Source organism: Enterococcus sp., from assembly GCF_032555305.1.
In the GTDB taxonomy this organism is placed as follows: Bacteria; Bacillota; Bacilli; order Lactobacillales; family Enterococcaceae; genus Enterococcus_A.
On sequence record NZ_JAWGOQ010000003.1, the window covers coordinates 77,377 to 103,300 of the forward strand.

Annotated in this window: 18 protein-coding genes and 1 tRNA gene; 1 reads left to right on the forward strand and 18 read right to left on the reverse strand. The window is 40.0% G+C overall.

Annotated features, from left to right (window positions below; genetic code table 11):
• Positions 1–56 precede the first annotated feature (56 nt).
• From nagA to glgB, 11 genes are all read right to left on the reverse strand, one after another.
• Complete coding sequence (gene nagA / locus E6139_RS03365) at positions 57–1,202, reverse strand: N-acetylglucosamine-6-phosphate deacetylase (protein ID WP_316401647.1); 1,146 nt, start codon at positions 1,200–1,202, stop codon at positions 57–59.
• Positions 1,203–1,279: 77 nt separating this feature from the next.
• A complete protein-coding gene (locus E6139_RS03370) occupies positions 1,280–2,104 on the reverse strand; it encodes a helix-turn-helix transcriptional regulator (protein WP_316401648.1) in 825 nt (274 codons plus the stop codon).
• Positions 2,105–2,333: 229 nt separating this feature from the next.
• A tRNA-Leu gene (locus E6139_RS03375) sits at positions 2,334–2,417 on the reverse strand.
• A gap of 47 nt (positions 2,418–2,464) precedes the next feature.
• The gene (locus E6139_RS03380; protein WP_316401649.1) at positions 2,465–2,650 is read right to left on the reverse strand and encodes a hypothetical protein; all 186 of its coding nucleotides are present in this window, start codon (positions 2,648–2,650) and stop codon (positions 2,465–2,467) included.
• A gap of 62 nt (positions 2,651–2,712) precedes the next feature.
• Positions 2,713–3,318, reverse strand: coding sequence for a hypothetical protein (locus tag E6139_RS03385; protein WP_316401650.1), 606 nt, complete (start codon positions 3,316–3,318; stop codon positions 2,713–2,715).
• A 102-nt stretch (positions 3,319–3,420) separates the two neighbouring features.
• Complete coding sequence (locus E6139_RS03390; RefSeq protein WP_316401651.1) at positions 3,421–5,253, reverse strand: glycoside hydrolase family 13 protein; 1,833 nt, start codon at positions 5,251–5,253, stop codon at positions 3,421–3,423.
• Entirely contained in the window at positions 5,234–7,672 is a 2,439-nt protein-coding gene (locus E6139_RS03395) for a glycogen/starch/alpha-glucan phosphorylase (RefSeq protein WP_316401652.1), read from the reverse strand. The genes E6139_RS03390 and E6139_RS03395 overlap by 20 nt, the downstream gene beginning before the upstream one ends.
• A gap of 138 nt (positions 7,673–7,810) precedes the next feature.
• Positions 7,811–9,238, reverse strand: a complete 1,428-nt coding sequence (gene glgA / locus E6139_RS03400; RefSeq protein ID WP_316401653.1) for a glycogen synthase GlgA — start codon at positions 9,236–9,238, stop codon at positions 7,811–7,813.
• 2 nt (positions 9,239–9,240) lie between these two features.
• Positions 9,241–10,389, reverse strand: a complete 1,149-nt coding sequence (glgD, locus tag E6139_RS03405) for a glucose-1-phosphate adenylyltransferase subunit GlgD (RefSeq protein WP_316401654.1) — start codon at positions 10,387–10,389, stop codon at positions 9,241–9,243.
• A complete protein-coding gene (locus tag E6139_RS03410; protein WP_410470510.1) occupies positions 10,376–11,521 on the reverse strand; it encodes a glucose-1-phosphate adenylyltransferase in 1,146 nt (381 codons plus the stop codon). The genes glgD and E6139_RS03410 overlap by 14 nt, the downstream gene beginning before the upstream one ends.
• A 38-nt stretch (positions 11,522–11,559) precedes the next feature.
• On the reverse strand, positions 11,560–13,461 hold the full coding sequence (gene glgB, locus E6139_RS03415; protein ID WP_316401656.1) for a 1,4-alpha-glucan branching protein GlgB: 1,902 nt from the start codon (positions 13,459–13,461) through the stop codon (positions 11,560–11,562).
• 424 nt (positions 13,462–13,885) lie between these two features.
• Between glgB and E6139_RS03420 the strand changes: the two genes are divergently transcribed.
• Positions 13,886–14,440 carry a DUF2179 domain-containing protein gene (locus tag E6139_RS03420; protein WP_316401657.1) on the forward strand — a complete coding sequence of 185 codons (555 nt, stop codon included), beginning with the start codon at positions 13,886–13,888 and terminating at the stop codon, positions 14,438–14,440.
• 2 nt (positions 14,441–14,442) lie between these two features.
• Here the strand turns inward: E6139_RS03420 and E6139_RS03425 are convergent, their stop codons facing one another.
• From E6139_RS03425 to parE, 7 genes are all read right to left on the reverse strand, one after another.
• A complete protein-coding gene (locus E6139_RS03425; RefSeq protein ID WP_316401658.1) occupies positions 14,443–15,306 on the reverse strand; it encodes an alpha/beta hydrolase in 864 nt (287 codons plus the stop codon).
• A 3-nt stretch (positions 15,307–15,309) separates the two neighbouring features.
• Positions 15,310–16,110 (reverse strand): DUF1803 domain-containing protein, encoded by an 801-nt coding sequence (locus E6139_RS03430; protein WP_316401659.1) that lies wholly within the window; start codon positions 16,108–16,110, stop codon positions 15,310–15,312.
• Between the two features lie 136 nt (positions 16,111–16,246).
• Positions 16,247–17,176, reverse strand: a complete 930-nt coding sequence (locus tag E6139_RS03435) for a manganese-dependent inorganic pyrophosphatase (RefSeq protein ID WP_316401660.1) — start codon at positions 17,174–17,176, stop codon at positions 16,247–16,249.
• Between the two features lie 142 nt (positions 17,177–17,318).
• Complete coding sequence (gene pflA, locus E6139_RS03440) at positions 17,319–18,104, reverse strand: pyruvate formate-lyase-activating protein (RefSeq protein ID WP_316401661.1); 786 nt, start codon at positions 18,102–18,104, stop codon at positions 17,319–17,321.
• Positions 18,105–18,451: 347 nt separating this feature from the next.
• Positions 18,452–20,743, reverse strand: coding sequence for a formate C-acetyltransferase (pflB, locus tag E6139_RS03445; protein ID WP_316401662.1), 2,292 nt, complete (start codon positions 20,741–20,743; stop codon positions 18,452–18,454).
• A gap of 285 nt (positions 20,744–21,028) precedes the next feature.
• Positions 21,029–23,476 carry a DNA topoisomerase IV subunit A gene (parC, locus tag E6139_RS03450; RefSeq protein ID WP_316401663.1) on the reverse strand — a complete coding sequence of 816 codons (2,448 nt, stop codon included), beginning with the start codon at positions 23,474–23,476 and terminating at the stop codon, positions 21,029–21,031.
• A 14-nt stretch (positions 23,477–23,490) separates the two neighbouring features.
• Positions 23,491–25,515, reverse strand: coding sequence for a DNA topoisomerase IV subunit B (gene parE, locus E6139_RS03455; protein WP_316401825.1), 2,025 nt, complete (start codon positions 25,513–25,515; stop codon positions 23,491–23,493).
• Between the last annotated feature and the right edge of the window lie 409 nt (positions 25,516–25,924).

A 25,924-nucleotide genomic window follows, 5' to 3' on the forward strand; every position in this document is an offset into this window, starting at 1 on the left:
ATCGAAATACAAAAAAACTCGATCAAAATATGACCGAGTAAAAAAGCTTGATTCAATTATGCGTGGTAACGTTCAACACCATCAAGGTAGGTGGCTGCCAATTCCATATTAGGTTCTAAAACGATAAAGTCTGCTGCGCGACCTTCTGCGATCATACCGCATTTGTCATCGATTTTACAGCTGACTGCTGGTACGTATGAAGCCATCATCACTGCTTGTTCTGGAGTAGCAATTCCCCAGTCAACAACATTTTTGATTGCTTCTTTTAATTTCAAAATACTTCCAGCCAAGTTACCAGATTCAAGTCGGGCAGTTCCTTCCGCAACAACTACTGGGAACTCACCCAAATTGTAGTTGCCATCAGGCATGCCGCCAGCCATCATACAGTCTGTAATCAATGCAACATGATCATGTCCGGCTTTTTCCATCAATACTTCCGCAGCCTGCGGATGAACATGGTGTCCATCACAAATCAATTCAGAGAAAACATTGTGTAAAGTCAATAATGCTCCAACCATCCCAGGTTCGCGATGATTTAATCCGCGCATACCGTTATAAGCATGAACGAAGACGCTTGCTCCTGCTTCAACTGCTACTTGAGCTTCCTCAATTGTTGCATCTGAATGTCCTAATGAAACAACAACACCTTCATCTGTCACTGCTTTTACAAAATCTTTTACACCCTTGCGTTCAGGTGCCAAAGCGATTTTTTTGATCAAACCACCTGAAGCTTCTTGCCATTCATGGAACGTAGCCAAATCTGGATCGCCAAAGTAACTAGGATTTTGTGCGCCTTTATGTTCTTCTGTAAAGAACGGGCCTTCAAAGTAGATCCCTTGAATTTTTGCGCCATCAACATCTTGATAGACCTTTCCGATCGTTTCAGCAACATCCTTCAAGCGTTCTTTTGATGAAGTCAAGGTCGTTGGTAAGAAGCTAGTCACACCACACGATAGCAAGGCTTCTGACATGATCTTGATTCCCTCTGCATCATTGTCCATTACATCATGATTTTTGTAGCCATGGATATGTGTATCAACTAAACCAGGAGCAATCCATTTTCCGCTTTGGTCAATGATCTCCGCTCCTTCAGGTTTTTCCTTCGTATATGTGCCAAAAATGCCATCAGTGACATCTAAATAACCTGCGCCTTTAACACCAGAGTTTAAAAAGAATTTGTCAGCATAAATAAATGTTTTCATTGTGAGCTCTCCCTTTTTTTCTTAGTACCTTAAAGTTACTCCTGAATCAGTTATAAGTCAAGAATGGTCTACACCATTTACAAATCTTTTATTTTTTCTAATGCGCGCAGCATTTTTCGATAATGGATCACTGAATGAAGCTCGTCCCTAGCTTCCAGCATCAAAATTTTCAACTCCAAAAGTTCCTTCAGTTTGTAATAGCTGCATTGCTCACGGTTCCACTTCAATCCCATATTAACAACCTTCTCAGCTAAATCAAGGCGATCCTGCTTCACTAAAAAAGTGCCATAATTGACAAAAAGGTTGCTGATCTCGCTGCGTTCTGAATAATCAGCCATCATTGTTTTAAATAGTTCAAAGCTTTGATTATAGTAACTATGAGCTTCGTTAACTTTTCCCAAGACGGAATTCATTTTACCCGCAAAATTTAACAGCAAGATTCGGCTGTCAAAGTAGCCATCGTACTTCTTCGATACACAGATCGAAAGCCCCTGACTAATTTGCTCCAAAGCTGCTTCAGGATTTTCATCAATAAAGTAGGCGCAAACGCCCTTGAAAAAACAAGCTAGTTGTCGGTCTTTGTCTAGGTGAGTGATTTGCCGCTCATCTAAATAATCTAAGGTTGTACGGATTTCTAAATATTTACCAGTGCGAAGATACATAAACATTTTATTAAAATATTTTCGTAAGAACAGTTCCTCAGGCAAAAAATCGAGCATCAACTGATCTATCGTGATTCCTAATCGGTGACACAGCTGTTGAATCACAAAAATATTGGGAATCTCTTCGTTATTTTCGATCCGACTTAGAACACTTTGGGAACAGATCCCTTGAGAAAGATCTTTTTGCGTCATACCATGCTCTTTTCTGAACTCTTTTAAGACTTGACCGATCGCTTCCATTACCGATTCCTCCAAAATATGCGTATTCACATTTTACTAGTTCAATTCTATCTGATGACCGATTGACAAGCAACTCCTGTGTTCGAAATAAGCAAAAGAATTGAATTCAAATGATTAGAAGAAGAAAGAAATCGATTTTGAATACTTTTTTTATTTTGAAAACTCATTTCTGGATAAAACAAAAAAGCAGCAAACACTGATCTCTCAATGCTTGCTGCTTCTTTACGGATGCGGCGAATGGGACTTGAACCCACACGGGATCGCTCCCACATGATCCTTAGTCATGCTTGTCTGCCAATTCCAACACCGCCGCAGAATCCTTTTCCATAATAGCCGAGTTACCATGAAAAAGTCAATAGTTTATACGATCGTTGTATCGTAAACATAGGTAACATTTCCCTTTAGACCGGCTATACCGCGGAAAAATTTCTTATCTTCTTGTTTAACCCAAGCCTCACGGAATAGAAAGAAATCATCTCTAGACACTTCAAACTGATCGATTTCTCCTGCTCGCAATTGACGGATCTTTTCTTCAAAGGGATTCATTGTGTTTTCTCTCTCCAATCATCGTAAAAACAACAGAAGAATGCCCTAGAGCATCTTCTGTCTTAATCATGAAAATATTTGCTGTTTTCAATCTGCGAATTGTCCTCCTGCATAATTCCTCGCAGTGAACGATCTAAACGCTGACGTGAATTCTTACGTTCGATCACAGGCTGCTTCTCCTCGTTCTCAGGAGCAAATAGAATGTAGGACTGCCGGGGCTTTTCCATACGCTGCATCAATTCTCTTGGTGACACAGCATCAACTGGCTCATCAGGAATCAATGAAGAAGGAACATATTTAGGAGCGAAAGGCGTTGCACTGCGCCCATTTCTTGAGCTACGTGTATTAAAGGTTGTTTTTGCAGGTTCCTTCGGCTTCTTTTCTTCAAATAGATTGACTTTTTTTGCTTCCTTGTGTTCATGATACATTGGTAGATTGGCTCTATGATGATCTAATTCTCTACGTGGCTCATCATCTAGATTGACACGTCTAGTACGTTTGTTTTTCGGCAATTGGCGTTCAAAAATATCTTTAGCCTCAAGGCGATAGCTCGTAATCAAATCATCTTGTCCATCAAACAGGACGCGTTGATTTGTTTGTATTATTTTCACTCCCGCTTCATCATCGAAAGCAGGAAAGCGGCACTTCTTTCTGCTGTACGTTTGCATAAAACCATCCTTATTGTTCTGATATAGCATAGTTTAGCATAAATGCTTAGAAAATGCTTTTTAAAATCTCAAAGATTCAGACAAATAGATGAAAGCTATAGCCTATTCTGAATCGTGCATGAATAAGCTTCCTTTTGGAGCTATAACTTCCCCTTCTAAAATACGATCCAATACTGCGTATTCGCCACGATAGGCGCGCGGACTAGATAACTCACCAATGTTGAGACTTTGCTCTTGATCAGACAAATTAATCGCATAAATCACGTAAGCATTCCCAGAATAACGAATGATCCCGAAAATTTGCTGTGTTTGTGAATAGAATGGGAAAAAGTGTCCATTTTTTAGAACATCATATCTTTTTCTTCTGTCCACCCATTTTTGGCAGTTGGCAAACAAGCGCGGGTCAATCGACTTCCATGGAAAAAATTTTCGATTATCTGGATCTTTTCCACCAGTCAGTCCGGCTTCATCCCCGTAATAAACACAAGGGATTCCCGGCATCATAAACATCAGGCCCCAAGCCTGATCCAATGCCTCGATAGACCCATCCAGCATAGTCAAGATACGCTCGGTGTCATGAGTGCCGATATTATTCAGCTGATTGTAGTAAAAGTCTGCTGGATAATTCTCTTGATATCGAATCATCTCTTCACAGATTTCCTTTAATGAGCGAGAATGATTCAATAAATCTAGGATCTGCTGGCGCAGAGGATAATTCATTACCCCCTGCAGATGATCCCCGAAAACATATTTGCGACGCGTATCATAAGCGATCTTATTTGAGGCATCCTCCCAAACTTCACCGATCAGGATCTTTTCTTGATAAGACAAAAGATTTTTCCGAATGCCTGCAATAAAGTCATCGGTTAATTCATCAGCGACATCTAAACGCCAACCGTCAACACCCATTTCCGTCCATTTCGACAAGACACTGTCTAAATCTCCGTATATGAACTCTTGGAAACAAGGATTCTCTTTTCTAACTTCTGGAAGATCCGCGACACCCCACCATGATTTGTAGTCATCGGGATAATGATTGAAGGTGAACCATTCACGATACTCACTTTGTGGATCGCGAGCAGCTCCGACATCATTTCCATAAAGACCGGAGATGTTGAAATAGCGGCTGTCCTTACCAACGTGAGAAAAGACCCCGTCCAATACTACAGCGATTCCCGCCATATGCAAAGCAGAAATCAGATTTCGAAAATCTTCTTCCGTTCCGAGCACACCATCGACTTTGAAATAATCATTGGTGTCATAGCGATGATTCGAACTGGCTTCAAAAATCGGATTCAAGTACAATGCAGTGATGCCTAGTTCTTGCAAATAAGGAATCTTTTCCTGAATCCCTTTGAAATTTCCGCCAAAAAAGTCCCAGCGTACGATTTCATTTTCCTTATTCTTAATATAGAAAGGTTCATCCTCTTCCGTCGCATAAATGAAGGAATTCTTTTTCGGATGATTGATGACCCGATCAGGATTTCCATTGGCAAAACGGTCTGGAAAAATCTGATAGAAGACAGCATCGCGGTACCATTTCGGTGCGATCTCTGGTTTTTGATAACAGGTCAACTGATAAGGAACGACTTCTCGTTCAGATCCATAGATACGTCCTTCGCCGCCCTGACCGTTGAAGCCATAATACTGAATGGTTTCATAGCCCTCCGACTCATGGACGATTTTAAAGTAGTAAAAGTAGAGACCCCAGCCCTGATCCATGATCGTCTGAAAGTGAAAACGATCCTCTGAGGCAGGCTCCATCATAAATATTTTCTGTCCGACGGAGCTCCCCTCTTTGCGTACGATTAAATAAACCTTTGTATTCTGCTGTTCAGGAACAGATAGCCAGATTTTAACTATCGTCCCTTCTTGAACAGCGCCAAATGGTTGTTTAAATCTTTCTAACCAAGGATTAAAGTAGATATGAGTCATGTTGTGTCACACCTCGATCGTCTTCATGAGCGAAGACAGGTTCTATTTGCCAAATATCATCTGCGTAACGCTGCACAGTGTTGTCCGAGGAGAAACGACCAGCATTTGCGATATTACGCAAACTAATTTGACGCCAACGACGTTTGTCTTGATAAGCCTGATCAACCGATTGTTGAGCTAAGCAGTAGTCTTCAAAGTCCCTCAGAACGAAGAACTCATCATTGTATTTGATCAATGAGTCAAAGATTTCCTGACCCTCTGCAATAATGTTCGGGATCGTTCCGTCTATCAAAGTTTTTACTACCTTATGGATGACAGCATCATCTCGATAGATATCCGCTGATGAGTAATTTCTATTCTCATAGTATTGATAAACTTCTGACTCAGTTAATCCAAAAATCGCAATGTTATCATCGCCGACCGCATCGCGGATCTCAACATTTGCCCCATCTAAGGTCGCGATCGTCACAGCACCGTTTAACATCAGCTTCATATTTGAGGTACCTGAAGCTTCTTTAGATGCCAATGATATTTGCTCACTGACATCAGCTGCGGGAATGATCCGTTCAGCTAAGCTGACATTATAGTTTGCCAAGAAGACGATCTTCAATTTGTCATTGATCGATGAGTCTTGATTGATTAGACTTGCCGTCTCATTGATTACCTTGATGATCGATTTGGCATAATGATAGCTAGGTGCAGCTTTTGCCCCAAAAATAAAGACACGCGGTTCGATCGGCAGCTCCGGATTTTCTTTTAGATCTAGATACAATTTGATAATATGCAAAAGATTCAGCAATTGACGTTTATAGGCATGCAGACGCTTGATTTGAACATCAAAAATCGCATGAGGATTCACTTCGATCCCACAATGCTTTTGAATATAGTCAGCTAAACGTTTTTTATTGATCAATTTCGCTTCGGCTAGGGCATTAAGGACTGTATCGTCATCTTCGTAATTCAACAATAGACGTAAATCACTAGGTTTTTTGCGCCAAGAATCGCCGATCGTGTCATCCAGCAGTGTACTCAAAGCCGGATTCGCCAGTTGGGTCCAGCGCCGCATAGCAATCCCATTTGTTTTGTTGTTGAAACGAGCAGGATAAAGCACATAGAAATCATGAAGAACTACTGATTTTAGTAAATCTGAATGAAGTTTCGCCACCCCATTTGTTGAGTGAGAACCAATGATCGCCAAATGGGCCATATGAACCTGATCGCCTTGAATGATTCTTGTTCGTTGGATCAGATCAAAATTATGAACCCCAGTCATCTCCTCAACAAAACGGCGGTCAATTTCTTCAATAATTTGATAGATTCTTGGACAAACACTTTTCATCATGTTGATTGACCATTTTTCTAAAGCCTCTGCCATGATAGTATGATTCGTGTAACTCATAACCTCCTGGGTGACATTCCACGCACGTTCCCAGCTCATTTTTTCTTCATCTACTAAGAGACGCATAAACTCAGCAACACACATCGCAGGATGCGTATCATTGATATGGATTGCGATATATTGGTTAATCACATCCATTGGTTTTTTTAATTGCTTATAATAGCGTAAAATACTTTGGACCCCTGCTGATACGAAGAAGTATTCCTGTGACAGTCTTAGCTTTCTGCCGGCTTCGCTGGAATCATCCGGATAAAGCACGGAAGTCAGATCCTCCACGGCACGTCGATCGCTGATACTGCGGTAGCGATCCTCTTCTTCTGGCGGAATCTCTACAGACCATAAACGCATTGTATTCACGACACCATTTTGGTAACCCACCATTCCGGTATCGTACGGTACCGCACGGACCATCATTCCTCCTGAATATGTAGGTGTCAAGTTACCAAAGCCATCATGGCTCATATAGACATCCCCGCCGATACGAACATCCACGGCTTTGCTTTCCTTGCGGACCTCCCAAAGATTTCCTTTTTGTAGCCACTCATCAGGCAGCTCTACTTGATAATTATCAACAAAACGTTGTTTGAACAGACCATATTCGTATCGAATCCCGTTCCCGTTACCCGGTAATCCAGTAGAAGCGATCGAATCCATAAAGCAGGATGCCAAACGGCCTAATCCTCCGTTACCCAGAGCCATATCCGGTTCGACTTCTGCTAAGTCATCGATATTAATGCCTAATTCTGCCAATCCTTCTGTGACCATCTCTAAACTACCCATGTTTAAAAGATTACTCTTCAACAATTTCCCAGGTAAAAATTCGATAGAGAAATAATAGGTTTGCTTTTGTTCTGCTTCCCGATAATCCTTCCATGTCTGCTGCCAATTTTGAGAATATGCGGAAGTCATCAATGATCCCAACGTTTGATATAATTCGTTAGGGGAAGCATCAGAAACTTCCATTGCAAATTTTTCAGCCAAACGACGACTGAAAGATTGTTTAAATTCTGTCTTATTCATTTTTTCATCTCCAACCTGCACTTTTTAATAAAATTATGAGTAACGCTTAATACATATATAGTACCTTATTCTGAGAAAATAGTGATAAAAAAAGCCAAAATCCATCGCCGAAAGGCATAGATTCTGGCTTTTTGAATCCTACAGTTGTTTATATAGCTCTAAATATTGCTCACTTGACTCATTCCAGCTAAAATCACGCGACATTGCTTCCAGCATCATACCCTGCCAAATATCCTGATGGTCTTGATATAACTCAATGGCTTGCTTCATAGCGTTCATCAAATAGAATGATTCATAAATATTGAAACCAAACCCAGTTCCTTCATTGGTAATCGGATTATACGGTTCAACAGTATCTTTCAATCCACCAATCTCATGTACGATCGGCAAGGTACCATAACGCATTGAAATCATCTGTGATAATCCGCATGGTTCAAAAGCTGAAGGCATTAGAAACATATCGGCTCCGGCATATACTTTTTGCGCCAAGGTCACATCAAAAGCAATATGAATACTTGCTTTATTCGGATATTTCCCACCGAAGTAATGGAATTGGTTCTCAAAGTTCGGATCGCCTGTTCCGATCAGTACCAATTGTACGTCAAACTGCATCAGATTTTCCATTTCCTGCAACAGCAGATGGAATCCTTTTTGATACGTCAAACGGCTGACAATCCCGATCACCGGAACTTCTGGCCGAACGGGCAGATCTAGACATTTTTGTAGTTGAACCTTATTCTCGATTTTTTTGTCCAAATGTTTTTGATCATAATTTTCAAAGAGAGCCGGATCCTTCGCTGGATCAAAAGCATCATAATCGATGCCATTCAATATCCCACGCAGCTTGCCGCTCTCCATCCGCAAGATAACATCTAAACCAGAACCAAACGCAGGTGTTTTGATTTCCTCTGCATATGAAGGACTGACCGTCGTTACACGATCCGCATAAAGAATCCCCGCCTTCATGAAGTTCACACAGTCATTAAAACGGATTGTTCCATCATCGTACCGCTCGCAGCCCATGCCAAATAAATCATATAAAACGGAACGATCGTATTGACCTTGGAATTCGATATTGTGGATTGTCAAAACAGTCCGAATTTTACTGAATTTTTGTATCCAACGATATTTTTCCTTCAATAGGAATGGAATGAAGGATGTATGATAATCATTCAAATGCATCACATCAGGGATAAAATCGATTTTTTCCATCAACTCAATGACTGCTTGCTGATAGAAAGCAAAACGTTCACCATCATCAAAATATCCATACAATTCTGGACGATCAAAATAATAGAGACTATCTAGGAAATAGTAGTCAATCCCATTCATTTTAAGATATTTCACACCGCAAAACTGCTTGCGCCAGCCAACGTAAACTTCATATGAGAACAAATCTTCTAGTTGATCTTTGTAACGCTGCGGCATTTTCGGGAAAAATGGCAGTACAACTTTGATGTCTGTTCCCTTTTCCTTTAATGCTTTAGGCAAAGCACCCGCAACATCACCCAATCCTCCTGTTTTAAAAAAGGGTGCACATTCCGCTGCCACAAATAATGTCTTCACGTTTATTCCCCTCCGTAAACGTCACTTAATACATGCGTATTTTTCTTGATAACCACTGGTTGTTCAGCTGAGCCGATGACCTTTATACCTGGTTCAACTACGACATTCTTATCTAAGATCGCATGTTTGATATATGCTTTCTCATGAATACTACAGCTTGCCATGATGATTGAATCTTCAATCTCCGCATCTTTCTCAATCACGACGCTTCGAGCGATAAGTGAGCCGTGGACTTTACCATCCACCAGACAGCCGGTTGCAAACTGGCTGTTTTTCACTTCTGAAGATGGAGCATAATAGGTCGCCACTTCATTTTTCAATTTCGTATAGATCTTTTGTTTAGAATACAGCAAAGAAGTGAATTTTTTCGGATCCAACATTGCCATGTTAGCATCATAATAAGATTTAATATCAAAAATGTTGCTTAAAAATCCAGTATATTCATAGGCATATGTCTTCACCTGTTCCATCGCCAAAGTTAGGAAATCGACAAGCGCTACTGGTCCACCAAGATTTTGTCCCTCTTGCAGAGCATTGATCAACCAGTCTGTTCGACATATAAAGATTTTCATTCCAAGATTTAACATCTCATCATCAGTTTTGTCTTCAAGGAAATTATGGTGACCTTTCACGATACCATGATCATCAGCTTTGATGATTTCATCTTGACGATAGATTTGATTTCTAGGCATTTTCTTATAGACCACAGTCATTGTACTATCACTTTGTTGATGGATTTTCAAGACTGCTTCCAAATCAATATTGCAAAGCATGCGATTTCCCATAAAAACGGTATATTCTGATTTTGATTTATTCAAGTAGTCGATCACAGATTCAAAATACGGACGACCTTCTGCTTTCTTTTTCAAGAAATCCTGATAAAAATGGATAAAATAGCGACTATCTACGCTATCCAAATGCCATTCGCGGCCTCCGCCGATATGGTCAAAAACCGATTTGGTTGTTCCTTGATTGAATACCATGTAAACAGACTTGATGTTGGCATTAATTGCATTCGATAGATTGAAGTCAATCAGACGATATTTACAATCAAAAGGCAATGTTGCCAAAGGTCTTTTTTCAGTTAAAGGTAACAATTCTGGACATTCATATACATTGCCCATAATGGCACACATTTTATTCGCTCTCACTTGTCAACACTCCAATCACTTCTGAATATCCCACAACTGCGATTTCTTCTGATCCATCGACAACAGCATCGTCGCCAATAATTGCATTTTCTCCGATGATCGCCTTCGTGATTTGTACATTCTTCCCAATCGTTGCGCCTGGCATAATTACGCTGTCAACGACTTTCGCGCCCTCTTTTACTTGAACATCATCTGATAGAATACTATGTTCCACTTCACCAGCTACATAGCAGCCGTCAACAACCAGTGAATTTTTCACGTCTGCATGTTCTGTTAAGAAATGTGGTGGTGAAATAGTATTTTTCGCTAATATACGCCAGTTTTTATCGCGAATGTTCAAGCTGTGTTCAGGATCGATGAACTCCATGCTGGCTTCCCAGAGTGAATCAATCGTACCAACGTCTTTCCAATAACCATCAAAACGATAAGCAAAAACATTCTCGCCGCTCTCTAAATAAGCTGGGATAACGTGTTTTCCAAAGTCCAACATTTGATCATCTTTTTTATAGCTATTCAACAACACACTGCGCAGGCGGCTCCAGTTAAAGATATAGATTCCCATTGATGCTAAATTGCTCTTTGGCACTTCAGGTTTTTCTTCAAATTCAATGATGCGATCATTTTCATCTGTGTTCATGATCCCAAAGCGTGAAGCTTCTTCAATCGGCACCTCGATAACCGCGACAGTCAGTGACGCGTTATTTGCTTTATGATCCTCCAACATTGCTTCGTAATCCATTTTATAGATGTGATCGCCAGATAGGACCAAAACATATTGCGGATCCATTTGATCAATGTAGTCCATGTTTTGATATATCGCATGAGCAGTTCCTTCGAACCACTTGCTGCCATCATTGCTCGAATAAGGCTGTAATATCGTTACACCGGAATTAAGACCATCGAAACCCCAACTCGATCCGTTTCCGATATGATTATTCAATGCCAACGGTTGATACTGCGTTACTACTCCAACATTGTTTATTCCAGAATTGATACAGTTGCTCAGTGTGAAATCAATAATTCGATAGCGACCGCCAAAAGGGACGGCAGGTTTTGCAATTTTTTGTGTTAGTTTGCCGAGACGAGAACCTTTCCCGCCGGCTAAAATCATTGCTAAAATTTCTGTTTTCATTTTAATTGATGAAGGACTTTCCTTCATCGACCTCCCCTCTATTTCTTACGTGTGTTGACTGACTCTGGTTTTATTACAATGGCACCTAAAGCTGGGACAGTAGTTTTGATCAACTGACCGTACTCTTTAAATTTGATTGGTTCACTTTGACAATCAGCATTGTGCCTCGTCCAAGTACCGCCAAACTCTTTCATTTCAGTATTCCAAACTTCCTTATATGATCCCGGATACGGAACACCAATATGGAAATCATGGCGTTCGACCGGTGTCATATTTAGAACAACGATCAAGAAATCTTTTTTCCGCTTCCCTTTTCGCATGAAAGTCAAGATCGATTCTTCTGTATTATCAGCATCAATAATTTCGATCGTATCGTAAGAATCTTCCAACTCCCATAAAGCAGGTTGTTTTTTATAGAAGTCGTTTAATTCAGACGTAAAATGCTGCATTGAATGATTCAATGAATCATTCAAGTCGACCCATTCCAGCCCTTCATCAAACTTCCACTCTAAAAACTGCCCCCATTCACTACCCATAAACAGTAATTTTTTCCCAGGATGCATCATGAAATACGTGTATAAATTTCTTAGTTGTGAAAATTGTTTGTAGCGATCACCCCACATTTTATGCATTAAACTCTTCTTACCGTGAACGACTTCATCATGTGACAATGGCAAAATGAAATTTTCCTGCAACATATACATGAAAGAAAAAGTGATTAAATTGAAATTATCCTTCCGATACAACGGATCCATCTCGTAAAAACGTAAGACATCATTCATCCAACCCATGTTCCATTTAAAATCAAAACCTAACGAACCACTCTCGATCATACCGGTCACAGGAGTCTCAGACGAGCTTTCTTCTGCGATCATCAGTACATTTGGATGCGCCAACTTTATTACCGCGTTTAATTTTTGCAAGAAATAGTAGCCTTCAAAATTACGATTCCCGCCTTCATGGTTTGGTGTCCAAGGACCATCATCATAATCACGATAAATCATACTCGAAACAGCATCTACTCGTATCCCATCAATATGGAACATTTCGATCCAGAACATCGCGCTGGAAATCAAGAAGCTTTGGACCTGCGGCTTGCCCAAGTCAAAGTTAACAGAGCCCCAGCGATTATTCTTCGCCCGATCAGGATCTTCATATTCAAATTGCGGCGTTCCATCATAGTAAGGCAAGGTATCATCATTGATACAATAGTGACCAGGTACCCAATCCACGAACACTCCAATGTTGTTCATATGGCATGCTTCAACAAAATCTTGAAATTCTTCTGGTGTCCCATAATAAGAACTCAAAGCATAGTACCCAATTAACTGGTAACCCCATGAGCGTCCCAGTGGGTGTTCCATTAAAGGCATGAACTCCACATGGGTATAATTCATCTCAACAAGATAAGGAACTAATTCTTCCTTCAAATCAGCGAAACTATATGGTGTTCCATCCTCGTGATGCTTCCATGAACTGGCATGCATTTCATATATGTTCAATGGCCGTTTAAAACTATTCGAGCGCTTGTTACGGCCAATCCACAAACCATCTTTCCATTTCTTTTCAGGGAAAGTGTACAATTCCGCTGCATCGCCAGGCCTTTTTTCGAAACGTACAGCAAAAGGATCGATTTTTAATATTTCTCGGCCATTTGCTTGGCGAACTTTAAATTTGTATAGATCGCCTTCCTTAGGATCTTCTGTATATACTTGCCAAATTCCGCTTGTATCATCTTTTTCCATCGCCAATTCTTGCCAGCCGTTAAAATCACCGACTAAAAATACGGCGAGTGCGTTCGGGGCCCATACACGAAAAACGTATCCGTCTTTCTCTCGGTGAGCGCCCAATAAGTGTTGTGCATAAAAATTTTCTCCAGACAAAAATGTTCTCTTAGCATCTTCCAATAACTTCATTTCATCTTGTTTATTATTTTTCATGAGAACCACCTTTTTAAACGAACGCTAAAGCGTCCTTAAATTGCATTTTAATGAGTAAAGTTTAATAATAAAAACAAACCTCGTTCTATTATAATAACAAAATCCTTTATTAAATAACGTATCAAGCGTTTTATATATTTTTCTTTACATTATTAAATGCCCCTACCTAACATTATATTATAATAAGATTTAAAATAGAAGGTAAATTTTTCAATTCTTTTAAAAAAATCCATTATTCGCCAATAAATAACAATAATTATTTGCTGTGACTGTTTTTCTGACAAAAAATAAAGAAATTCCTTTATTCTTCGTTCCTTCTGTTTGCCTTTTGCCAAAATTATCGTTAGGCTAGTGCTAATAGAACAAATCAAAGATGAAATAAATCAATAAAATATGAAACTATTTGGATCAAGGAGGTTTAATAATGGTCGACATCAAGATGCTGGCAATGATCTTTTTTATCAATTTTGCTTACGTTACATTGAATACACTTCGATTTATGCTAACAATGAAGGGATACCGGCTCTTAGCTCCTCTGATGAGCATGGTGGAAATTACCATTTATATCCTCGGGCTTTCGATGGTTTTAGATCGATTGGATAACCCTCTTAACCTTTTAACTTATGCGTTAGGATATGCAATCGGCGTCAGTGTTGGCATAAAAATAGAAGATAAACTGGCACTAGGCTATATCATGGTAACTGTTATATTACCGACGAATACCGACCAAGAGATCAGTCTACCTCGCATTTTGCGAGAACATGGTTACGGTGTCACACAATCTTATGGCGAAGGCTTGGAGGGCGGACGAATGGTATTAGAGATTCTGTCCCCTCGCAAAACCGAACGGACACTGTACACGTTGATTAAGGAAGTTGAAGAGCGCGCCTTTATTATCTCCTACGAACCAAAATACATTTCCGGGGGCTTTTGGACGAAAAAGGTCCGTAAACGCCAAAAAGACAGCCTGAGGCTTTAGCTTCAAGCTGTCTTTTTCCAAAGAAAATCGATTAGTTTTGTTTTAAGTTCAGTACTTTTTGTGATGGCTGAGTGCCCACCGCTCTTTTTGGTAACGATCAGCTCTTGGTAACTCTTAGCATGCTTTTGAAACAGTAAACGCAAAGCAAATGCGCTGTGGGTCGAAACAGACCCATCGCTTTCTGTGCCATCCTTCAAATCCCCAGCTACATCGAGAACCTGCAAATTCGGAGGCAGCTTCTCCATGGCATGATCAAAGTATTGATAGATCGGCGTTTCTCCACTTGGCCCTTTCTCAGTCAACTCATAAGCAAATATTTCTTCTGTGTCTTCAGCAATCTCAAGATCATTAAATGGCGCCGCAATCGTGACGAAACGCTCCGTTTGAGGCGTTCTGTCATCTGCGTATTCTAATAAATAGCGCAATGTCGAAACTCCGCCCATCGAATGACTAACTAAGTTGACTCGTGAAATTTTTTGCTGATATAAGTAGCGCATCACCTTATCGATCCAGCGGCTTTGAGTAATTTCATCAGCCACATCTTTTGCAAACAGAACCATAATCGTTGGATTATCACGATTGTTTTTCAGTTTTCCTTCTACTGTTAACTTGCCGTCCTCTTGAACGACGATCGTCATTTCCCGTTTAGCAACATTTTCTCTTTCTAACTGCCGCAAAAGCGGCCCAAAAGAGAAGGAGTTCCCTTCATATCCATGGATAAAGACCGTCGGAACATTAGAGTATTCGATGCCTTTTTGTTTCGCCAGCGTCCCTGGGCTGAAATAGCGAACTTTTGCATAATAGATGCCACCAAACACTAGCAAAAAACTAACGATCAAAATTATTGCCTTGATAATTCTTTGCATGATTCATGCCTTCTTCTTAATCAAATACGTAAAACTCTCGTGCTTATCTAATAAACGCTCTGCCAATTGTCTGGCAAAAAAGAATCGCGAATCACTGTCCAACTGCTGTGTCCAATCAAGGGATGGAACTTCCTCATAGACAGGAATCAGCATCTGCCATTCTGGTTGTGAGACGATCATTCCACTCGCTAACAAACTCTTCAAAAAGATCGATTCCCTACGAGGCACTCGATCAGACAAAACTCGATCAAATACGAGCTCTATTTGATTCATAAAAAATTCAGGATTTACGTCACCAATTAGTGTCGCTAATTCTGGAAATAGCGATGGTTCATCTACATTGGAAAAATAATTAGGTAGTGTTGCTGTTAGATCACCACCTCGATTGATTGTCACAATTCGAAAATGCTTATTTTCTAGATGATTACGAAAGGCTAAAGGAAAATCAATTGCCATTGTTTTTTCTAACCTGTCGCTCCACGCTTCCTCACCTAACCAAACCAATAACTGTTCCGTAGTGTAATCAGCACTTGAGTCATGTAAAAAACACTCAACTTTTTCGATTGTAGGATTCGCTTCTATAGTATTCAAACAAAACTGATAGCGACGATTTTGACGCAAAAGAATCTGATGATCGACCAAAAAATCTAGGTTTTTATCTAAATGTTTCTGTTGAGGAAAAGCCTGTCGAATCTCACGCAGTATCACCGATTCATTTAACCCCTGAAAGTAACTCACTATTTCTTGAATCTCAGAACGATTTAAATTTTGTTGAATCTTTTTATCGCCTGTAATTATTTCCATGACAGCCTCTTTTCTCATTGGAAGTAGTAACCATAAAACTATCGTTACTTTCTAGCTATAGATACCCATCCGAATTATAATCCTATTTAAAAATTTCCACAAAAAAGTGGACTTCTGAAAGTCCACTTTTCTTAAATTATTTTTCAAAGGCTTCCGTTAATTGAGGAACGATTTGTTTTTTTCTAGAAACAACGCCTGGTAAGAATGCTCGGTCATTTTCAAGTTTTACTTTAAAGGCTTCTGTCACCATTTCTCTTGGTTCACCAGCTACTAACAATTCTGAATCAGAATCCAGTACGTTCGTTACCAACAGTAAGAATAGATCGTAGCCATTTTTCACGTTCTCAGCTAACATAGCGTCTCGCAAAGCTGCCTGGCGAGTAAATACTTCGTCTAAATCAACAGTATTTACTTGTGCGATACGGACCGTTTTGTCAGCCATTGGGAATGACTTCGCGTCTAAATCTAATAATTCAGCTTCAGATTTAGTTCCTAAGTTTGTTCCAGCTTTCAGCAGATCCAACCCATAGCTGTTTAAATCGACACTGGCGATTTCAGCTAGCTCATTCGCTGCATCAATATCCTCTTGTGTACATGTTGGTGATTTAAATAGTAAAGTGTCAGAAACGATCGCTGAGAGCATCATCCCTGCAATTTTTGCTGGAACTGCAATATTATTTTCTTTGTACAGCTTCAACACAATCGTTGATGTACAACCAACTGGTTCTGCACGATAATATAGTGGGTTCGCCGTTTGGAAATTTGCGATGCGGTGATGATCGACAACCGCTAAAATAGTTAAGTCTTCGATATCTGCCACGCTTTGTTGAAATTCATTGTGGTCGACTAACATCACATCATTTGTTTCAGCGGCGATTTTTTCCACCACACGTGGAGCTGCCAAACCGAAATGGTCTAATGCAAATTGTGTTTCTTCATTTGGTGTTCCAAGTGCTACTGCTTCCGCATCGACACCTAATTCTTTTTGCAAGTTCGCAAAAGCAATTGCTGCCCCGATTGCGTCAGTATCAGGATTTTGGTGTCCAAAAATTAAAACTTTTCCCATAGTTGAATCGCTCCTTTAAATAAGTTCTTCTTTATCATATCAAAAAAAAGCAAAAGAGCAACAACCTGCCACTTTTTTTCAGACAGATTTAGTCATAATCAAATAAAGATCAAGCAGAAAAGTCTGCCTGATCTTTTTTATCTTAGTTTTTGCGTTTCAAATAGCCCTTGTAATCTTCTGTGTGAAGCAATTTTTTTGCATTCTCCACACGATCATCTGTAGGTGGTTCAATTCCTTCTAAAGGATACTTCATTCCCATTTCTTCCCATTTATATTTGCCCATCGTATGATAAGGTAAAATTTCCACTTTATCAACGTTGTTCAAGCTTTTGATAAACGTATCCAATCGAATCAGAAATTCATCATAGTCGCTTCTGAACGGGACTAATACATGACGAATCCAAACAGGTTTATTGATATCTGAAAGGTATTTCGCCATTTCCAAAATGTTTTCGTTTCCTTGACCGGTCAATTCTTTATGTTTCTGATTGTCAATTTGTTTGATATCAAACAAAATCAAATCTGTATATTGCATCAATTCTTCAAATTTAGAGAAGAACGGCTCTTCAAAAGTGAAGGGTTTTCCGCAGCTATCTAAAGTCGTGTTGATTCCCATTGCTTTGGCTTTTTTAAACAGATCAATCAAGAAATCAATTTGCAACAATGGTTCACCGCCACTTACGGTAATACCGCCTTTTTTGCCCCAATAACTCTTATAGTTCAATGCTTCTTTTAAAATGTCATCCGCCGTCCGCTTTTTGGCTTTCGGATCATTGATTTTCCAAGTATCAGGATTATGGCAAAATTGACATCGCATCCGACATCCCTGCATAAATACAATAAAACGTACACCAGGTCCGTCTACAGATCCAAAACTTTCGATTGAATGGACATTTCCGACAATAGGTTGTTCAGCCACAGTAGACATAAACAGTCCCCCTCTAATATATGTAATTTTTTAAAGTGTTAATTTTCACTGTTCTATCGTTTCTCTAGTTCATATGAAAGAGCTAAGGAAATTAAAGCCAATTCATTATAACGAGTTTGATCCTCATCACGCATACCAACCTACTAACTTTGCTGAAGCAAAGAGTAGGACTGATAACTATCTCTAGGTAATGAACTCATTTTTAAAAACCACAAAAATGAGTTTATTTTCGAGCGTATACGATTCCTCTAACGCATTAAACATGTGAAGAGTAACTCGTAAAAGTAAGGCGAATAGACTTTCCGTCCATCCGCCCTTACTATACATTCAATTATTGAAATCAGCAATTACATTTTTGCGTGGAATGTACGGCTGATTACATCTTCTTGTTGTTCACGTGTTAAATCGATGAATTTAACAGCGTAACCAGAAACACGAATCGTGAAGTTTGCATATTCTTCTTTTTCTGGATGTTCCATTGCATCGATTAATTTTTCTTTGCCGAAAACATTCACGTTCAAGTGATGAGCCCCTTGATCGAAGTAACCATCAAGAACGTTTGTTAAGTTTTCAATACGTTCATCTTCATCATGACCTAATGCATCTGGATTAATACTTTGGGTATTTGAGATCCCATCTAATGCATATTCGTAAGGTAATTTTGTCAATGAGTTAAGTGAAGCTAGTAGACCATTTTGTTCTGCACCGTAAGATGGGTTTGCACCTGGAGCCAATGGTTCGCCGGCTTTACGTCCGTCTGGCATTGTACCAGTTGCTTTACCATAAACAACGTTTGAAGTAATCGTTAAGATTGACGTTGTTGGTTCTGAATTACGGTAAGTATGGTAATGTTCTAGTTTTTCCATAAATGTTTTCAATACCCAAACTGCTAAATCATCCGCACGCGCGTCATCATTACCATATTTAGGGAATTCGCCATCGATCTTGAAGTCAGTCACAATACCGTCTTCATCACGAATTGGGAAAACATTTGCATATTTGATTGCAGCTAATGAATCGACAACGTGTGAGAATCCAGCGATCCCAGTCGCGAATGTACGTTTCAAGTCTGTATCCATCAACGCTAATTCAGCAGCTTCGTAATAATATTTATCGTGCATGTAGTGGATTGCATTCAATGTATTTACATACATGCCAGCTAACCATTCCAACACTTCATCATATTTAGCCATTACTTCATCAAAATCAAGCGCATCGTCTGATTCGATTGGACGGAAATCAGGTCCGACTTGTGCTTTAGATTTTTCATCAACCCCGCCGTTGATCGCGTATAACAAAGCTTTCGCCAAGTTGGCACGAGCACCGAAGAATTGCATTTCTTTCCCTGTTTGTGTCGCAGATACACAGCAGCAGATCGCATAATCATCTAACCATACTGGACGCATAACATCGTCGTTTTCATATTGAATCGAAGAAGTATCGATAGAAATTTTTGCTGCATAGTCTTTGAACCCTTCTGGTAACCGAGAAGAATATAAAACAGTCAAGTTTGGTTCTGGTGATGGGCCCATATTTTCCAATGTGTGTAAGAAACGGAAGTCGTTCTTAGTTACTAAAGTACGGCCATCCATACCCATACCAGCGATTGATAAGGTTGCCCAAACTGGATCACCTGAGAATAGTTCGTTGTATGAAGGGATACGTGCGAATTTAACCATACGTAATTTCATTACTAAGTGGTCGATCAATTCTTGGGCTTTTTCTTCTGTTAGAAGGCCTTTTTCGATATCACGTTGAATGTAGATATCCAAGAAAGTAGAAACACGGCCGATAGACATTGCCGCACCATTTTGTTCTTTGATCGCTGCTAAGTACCCAAAGTAGGTCCATTGAACCGCCTCTTTAGCATCTTCTGCTGGGCGAGAGATATCGAATCCATAAGAAGCAGCCATCTCTTTGATACGTTTCAACGCTTTGTATTGATCGCTGATTTCTTCACGTAAACGAATATCTTCTTCAGTGAATTGACCATGACCGCAATTCGCGTGATCTTTTAATTTTTCTTGCATTAAGAAATCAATACCGTATAAAGCAATACGACGGTAGTCACCAACAATACGGCCACGACCATAAGTATCAGGAAGTCCAGTAATGATCTTCGCACGACGAGCCGCACGAATTTCTGGTGTGTAAACATCAAAGACCGCTTGGTTATGTGTTTTATGATAATCATTAAAGATTTCAGTATATTTAGGATTTGGAGTGTAGCCATATCTTTCAAGTGATTCTTCAGCCATGCGGATACCACCATAAGGCATGAATGCACGTTTCAGAGGTTTGTCAGTTTGAATACCAACAATTGCTTCTTCGTCTTTCAAGCTTTCGTCGATATATCCAGCACCGTAAGCATTAGCCGCAGAGACAACATCTGCTTCCATGTCTAATACGCCGCCGTTTTCACGTTCTTGTTTTTGAAGTTCTTGTAACTTGCCCCATAGTTTGTTAGTTGCTTCAGTTGGCTCAGCCAAAAATTCGGCAGCGCCTTCATAAGGTGTATAGTTTGTTTGGATGAAGTCACGAACATTGATCTCGCTTCTCCATAAACGTCCGTTAAACCCTTCCCAAGCAGACTTTTCTGTGTTGTTCATCTTATCTAGTTCGTTTGTTGCAGTTCCCATTTCAAAAGGACCTCCTTAGAATATAAAAACTTTATTGCTACAGCTTTACGAACAAAGTATAACACATAAAAACTTTTATGCAAGCCTTTCCTTGTGAAAGATTGATTAGAAAGAAAAAAGTTTTCAGGATTGTGGTTAAACCCCTGATATAAAGGCACTAATCCGTATTAACGAGCTTAAATATTTTTTCTAATAATTGGAAATAATGGCTAATTTGTGACAAAAAAAACGGACATCTGTTTTAAAACAGATGTCCAGCTGTTATATATTCTTGTAGTACAGATTCTAATCTTCGACTAATTCCTGCGGCTGAACGACGGAGTAAAGTTCTCCTTCTTGTTTCTCATCAATTGCGAATGTTCCATTCGAAATCCGATCACTGATAGCAACGTTCGAAATCTCTAGTTCCTTTTCGGTTCCTTTGCTAGTCGTCAAAACAAGTTTTCCTTCTGTTTGAGTAGTCATATAAACTAAACGATGAGGATTTTTCTTCAACTCACGGAAAATCATCAATCCACGTTTTGCACGGCCTAGCTGCGGTAATTCTTGGGCTAGCATACGCTTAGCAGCACCCCGTTGACTCAGTAACAGCATCGGCGAATCACCTTCCGATGGTACTAATGCACCAGCTACCACATAATCGCCTTCTTTTAGATTAATTGCCTTAACCCCTGCTGCCTTTGAGCCGACTACTGGTACTTCTTCAAGAGGATAGCGTAGACCAAAGGCGCGATGTGACGCAATGAATACATCCACGTTTCGAACATCATCTGTTAAATAGACAGAAACAATTTGGTCAGTATCATTTTTCATTTTCATTGCTGTTGTAGGACGGCTGCGATAGGTCCTCCAAGGTGAAAATTCAGTCATCCGGGTCTGTTTGATCATGCCTTCTCTGCTCATGAAGATGAAGAGCTTGTTCGCGTCGATTTCTTTATATGGGAATGCTGCAATGGTCTCTTCACTCATAGAGAGATTCGTGATCGTTTGCGAAATATGTTCCCCAACATCTTTCCATTTCAATTCAGTGATTTCGTGAACAGGGCGATAAATCATATTCCCGTGATTAGTCAAGATCAATAAGTGATCCAGTGTATTCAGTTTTTCGATGAAGATAATCGAGTCGCCATCTTTCATCCCATGTTCATCAGGACGCGAGGCATTATAAGAACGCAAGCTGCTGCGTTTCAGATAGCCTTCTTTTGTTAAAGTTACAATGACATCTTCTTGAGCGATCAGTACTTCTGTTTCAATCTTGATCTCAGTGATTTCATCTTCAATCTGAGTCATGCGATCATTACCATAATTTTTTTTGATTTGACGTAGCTCCTGCTTCATGACTTTGTGCAATTCTTTTTCGCTGTCCAAAATTAAAAGCAGTTCTTTAATTTCAGCAGCTAACTCTTCGGCTTCCTTTTCTAATTGCGTAATATCCGTATTGGTCAGACGATATAACTGCAAAGTCACAATTGCCTCAGCTTGTTCTTCGCTAAATTCGAAGCGTTCAACTAAGTTGTTTTTTGCATCTTTTTTATCTTTACTACCACGAATCGTCGCAATGACTTCATCTAAAATCGATAAAGCTTTAATAAGGCCTTCAACAATGTGTTGACGTTTCTGTGCCTTCGCCAGTTCGTACTGACTCCGTTTTGTGATTACATCTTTACGATGAACAATATAGCTCTCCAAGATGTGTTTCAAGCCTACTTGCTGCGGCGTCATATTATCAATCGCAACCATATTAAAGTTATAGTTGATCTGCAAATCAGTATTCTTGAATAAGTAATTCAAGATTCCTTCTGCATTTGCATCCTTTTTCAGTTCAACCACTACTTGCAAACCGGTACGGTCTGATTCATCACGGACTTCCGCAATTCCATCAATTTTTTTACTCAAACGGATCTCATCCATTTTCTTCACTAACACAGCCTTATTGACTTCATAAGGGATTTCATGAATGACAATTTGTTGTTTGCCGCCTTTTAACGGTTCGATCGATGTTTTCGAACGAAGAATTACTTTGCCCTTACCAGTTTCATAGGCTTTTTTAATCTCTGCTTTTCCCTGTAGAATTCCTCCAGTTGGGAAATCAGGACCAGGGATATATTCCATGATTTTATCCAAACTAGCATTTGGGTGATCGATCAAATAGATCGCACCGTCAATGACCTCGGTCAAGTTATGAGTTGGAATCTCAGTTGCGTATCCGGCAGAAATCCCGGTTGAACCATTGACCAGCAAATTAGGATAAGCAGCTGGTAATACGGTCGGTTCTTTTTCTGTATCATCAAAGTTCCAAACTAAATCAACCGTATCTTTTTCGATATCTTTCAACATTTCTCCGCTCAGTTGAGATAAACGTGCTTCAGTATAACGCATCGCAGCTGGTGGATCTCCATCCATCGAACCGTTATTGCCGTGCATTTCGATCAGAACTTGTCGTAGTTTCCAATCTTGACTCATGCGCACCATCGCTTCATAGATCGAACTATCGCCATGAGGATGGTAGTTACCCATAATATTTCCGACTGATTTCGCTGATTTTCGGAATCCTTTGTCATAGGTATTGCCATCTTTGTTCATTGCATACAAAATCCGACGTTGTACAGGTTTTAAACCGTCACGAATATCCGGTAAGGCCCGCTCTTGAATAATATATTTTGAATAGCGGCCAAAACGGTCACCCATTACTTCTTCCAATGTTAATTCTTGAATTGAATGATTAGATTCCATTCTTTGACCACCTCCTACTCATCAAATAAACTGATTATTTTTACTTTATCGTCAGTTGTTTCTTCTAGTTGTTCAGCTACTGGTACTGCCTGTACTTCCTCTTTGTTATCCAGCAAGCTGCCGTCTTCTTCTAAGGTAAATTGAACATGCTTCTCGATCCACTTACGTCTCGGTTCTACTTTGTCCCCCATTAAAGTTGTGACACGACGTTCTGCTTGAGCGGCATCGTCAATCCGTACGCGAACCAATGTCCGATATTCTGGATCCATTGTCGTTTCCCATAGTTGTTCCGCATTCATTTCCCCAAGCCCTTTGTAACGTTGCAGCATATAACCTTTACCGACTTTTCTTGTAACTTCTTGTAATTCATCGTCGGTCCATGCGTATTCGATTACTTGCTTACGTCCGGCACCTTTGGAAACTTTGTACAACGGAGGTAAAGCAATGTAAACTTTCCCAGCTTCGATCAATGGTTTCATATAACGATAAAAGAATGTCAAAAGCAAAACTTGGATATGGGCGCCATCGGTATCCGCATCGGTCATGATGATAACTTTGTCGTAATTGCAGTCTTCGATTGAAAACTCTGGACCTACACCCGAACCGATCGTATAGATCATGGTGTTAATTTCTTCGTTCTTTAGAATATCCTGCATTTTAGCTTTTTCGGTATTGATAACTTTTCCTCGTAATGGGAGGATCGCTTGGAACTTCCGATCGCGACCTTGCTTCGCTGATCCACCGGCGGAATCCCCTTCGACTAGGAATAATTCATTTTTAGCCGCGTTACGAGATTGTGCAGGAGTCAACTTCCCGGATAGTAGAGACTCACCTTTTTTACGTTTCTTGCCGTTACGGCTTTCCTCACGAGCTTTGCGAGCCGCTTCACGAGCCTCACGAGCTTTGATCGCTTTACGAACCAGCATTTGGCTGTTCTCACTGTTTTCCTGTAAATAGAAACCCATCTGTTCACCGATAACGTTGTCGACCGCACCACGAGCAGCAGGAGTCCCTAATTTTTCTTTTGTTTGACCTTCAAATTGTAGTAGGTTCTCTGGAATCCGAACAGATAGTACCGCAGATAGTCCTTCACGAAAATCCGAACCTTCTAAATTTTTATCTTTTTCTTTCAGCAAGCCCGATTTACGAGCATACTCATTGAAGGCTTTAGTCATAGAAGTCTTCATGCCTGACTCGTGAGTACCGCCATCCTTGGTTCGCACATTATTAACAAATGAAAGAAGATTTTCTGAGTAGCCATCGTTGTATTGATATGAAAATTCAACTTCAATTCCGTCTCGCTCACCTGAAAAGTAAACAACAGGTGTCAAGGTATCTTTATCTTCATTTAGATATTCAACAAATTCTTTGATTCCCTCTTCAAAATGAAAAGCTTCAGATACGCTTTCGTCACCACGTAGATCCGTCAAAGTAATTTTTACACCACGCAGTAAGAAGGCCGATTCTCTTAGTCGTTCAGATAAGGTGTCGTATGAAAAATGCAAGGTTGAAAAAATTTGTGCATCCGGTAAGAAATGGACCGTAGTACCATTTGATTTACGGGTCTTACCGATTTTTTTCAAGGTTCCTTGGGGTTTTCCGCCGTCCTTAAATTCTTCGCGATATTCAACGCCATCGCGAACAATCGTCACGTTCAACCATTCTGAAAGGGCGTTAACTACACTGGCGCCTACACCGTGCAATCCACCAGAGGTCTTGTAACCCCCTTGTCCGAATTTCCCACCAGCATGAAGAATCGTGAAGATGACCTCAACCGTCGGAATTCCTGAAGCGTGCATCCCGACTGGCATCCCCCGGCCCTTATCGCTTACTTCTACACTATTGTCTGGATGAAGCGTCACTTCGATCTCATTTCCGAAGCCAGACAATGCCTCATCGACTGCATTGTCGACGATTTCATAAACCAAATGATGTAATCCGCGACTATCAGTCGAACCAATATACATTCCTGGCCGTTTTCTAACCGCCTCTAATCCTTCTAGTACCTGGATCGAAGCGTCATTATATTCATTGTTCATCTTAGCCAATCCTACAGCTCCTTATTCGTTTTAATGAATTAATTTTCAAGAAAAATTAGTTTGATTCGAATGTCGTATATCATTCAACTAAAATGCTTGAACATTAATCTGGTCAATCTTGTTAGTTAATTTTCAGATTAAATATCCTGAAAAAAGTTGAACTGACATCCTTATTCGTTTTAATAAACCAATTTTTGCAGAAAAATTAGTTTGATTCGAATGCCATATATCATTCAACAAAGTTGCTAACCTACTTTCACTGAGCTAACTCTCTAGTGGGTCCGAATTTGTCTGATGCAAAAAATTCTCGTACACATACCATTCTTCCAATCCTACTGAAGCAAAGAGAAGAAATGGTAAAGTTGAACTGGCATTCTTTTCCAAAGTACATCATTTGTATGATACGCTA

Coding starts and splice junctions, on each gene's coding strand:
- pflA (WP_316401661.1), bottom strand. CDS start 18,104: ATGTCTACTGTGGCTGAACAACCTATTGTCGGAAATGTCCATTCAATC.
- E6139_RS03395 (WP_316401652.1), bottom strand. CDS start 7,672: ATGAATAAGACAGAATTTAAACAATCTTTCAGTCGTCGTTTGGCTGAA.
- E6139_RS03385 (WP_316401650.1), bottom strand. CDS start 3,318: ATGCAAACGTACAGCAGAAAGAAGTGCCGCTTTCCTGCTTTCGATGAT.
- E6139_RS03430 (WP_316401659.1), bottom strand. CDS start 16,110: ATGGAAATAATTACAGGCGATAAAAAGATTCAACAAAATTTAAATCGT.
- pflB (WP_316401662.1), bottom strand. CDS start 20,743: ATGGGAACTGCAACAAACGAACTAGATAAGATGAACAACACAGAAAAG.
- E6139_RS03410 (WP_410470510.1), bottom strand. CDS start 11,521: ATGAAAACAGAAATTTTAGCAATGATTTTAGCCGGCGGGAAAGGTTCT.
- E6139_RS03370 (WP_316401648.1), bottom strand. CDS start 2,104: ATGGAAGCGATCGGTCAAGTCTTAAAAGAGTTCAGAAAAGAGCATGGT.
- nagA (WP_316401647.1), bottom strand. CDS start 1,202: ATGAAAACATTTATTTATGCTGACAAATTCTTTTTAAACTCTGGTGTT.
- glgB (WP_316401656.1), bottom strand. CDS start 13,461: ATGAAAAATAATAAACAAGATGAAATGAAGTTATTGGAAGATGCTAAG.
- E6139_RS03390 (WP_316401651.1), bottom strand. CDS start 5,253: ATGACTCATATCTACTTTAATCCTTGGTTAGAAAGATTTAAACAACCA.
- E6139_RS03435 (WP_316401660.1), bottom strand. CDS start 17,176: ATGGGAAAAGTTTTAATTTTTGGACACCAAAATCCTGATACTGACGCA.
- parE (WP_316401825.1), bottom strand. CDS start 25,515: ATGAACAATGAATATAATGACGCTTCGATCCAGGTACTAGAAGGATTA.
- E6139_RS03380 (WP_316401649.1), bottom strand. CDS start 2,650: ATGAATCCCTTTGAAGAAAAGATCCGTCAATTGCGAGCAGGAGAAATC.
- E6139_RS03420 (WP_316401657.1), top strand. CDS start 13,886: ATGGTCGACATCAAGATGCTGGCAATGATCTTTTTTATCAATTTTGCT.
- parC (WP_316401663.1), bottom strand. CDS start 23,476: ATGGAATCTAATCATTCAATTCAAGAATTAACATTGGAAGAAGTAATG.
- E6139_RS03425 (WP_316401658.1), bottom strand. CDS start 15,306: ATGCAAAGAATTATCAAGGCAATAATTTTGATCGTTAGTTTTTTGCTA.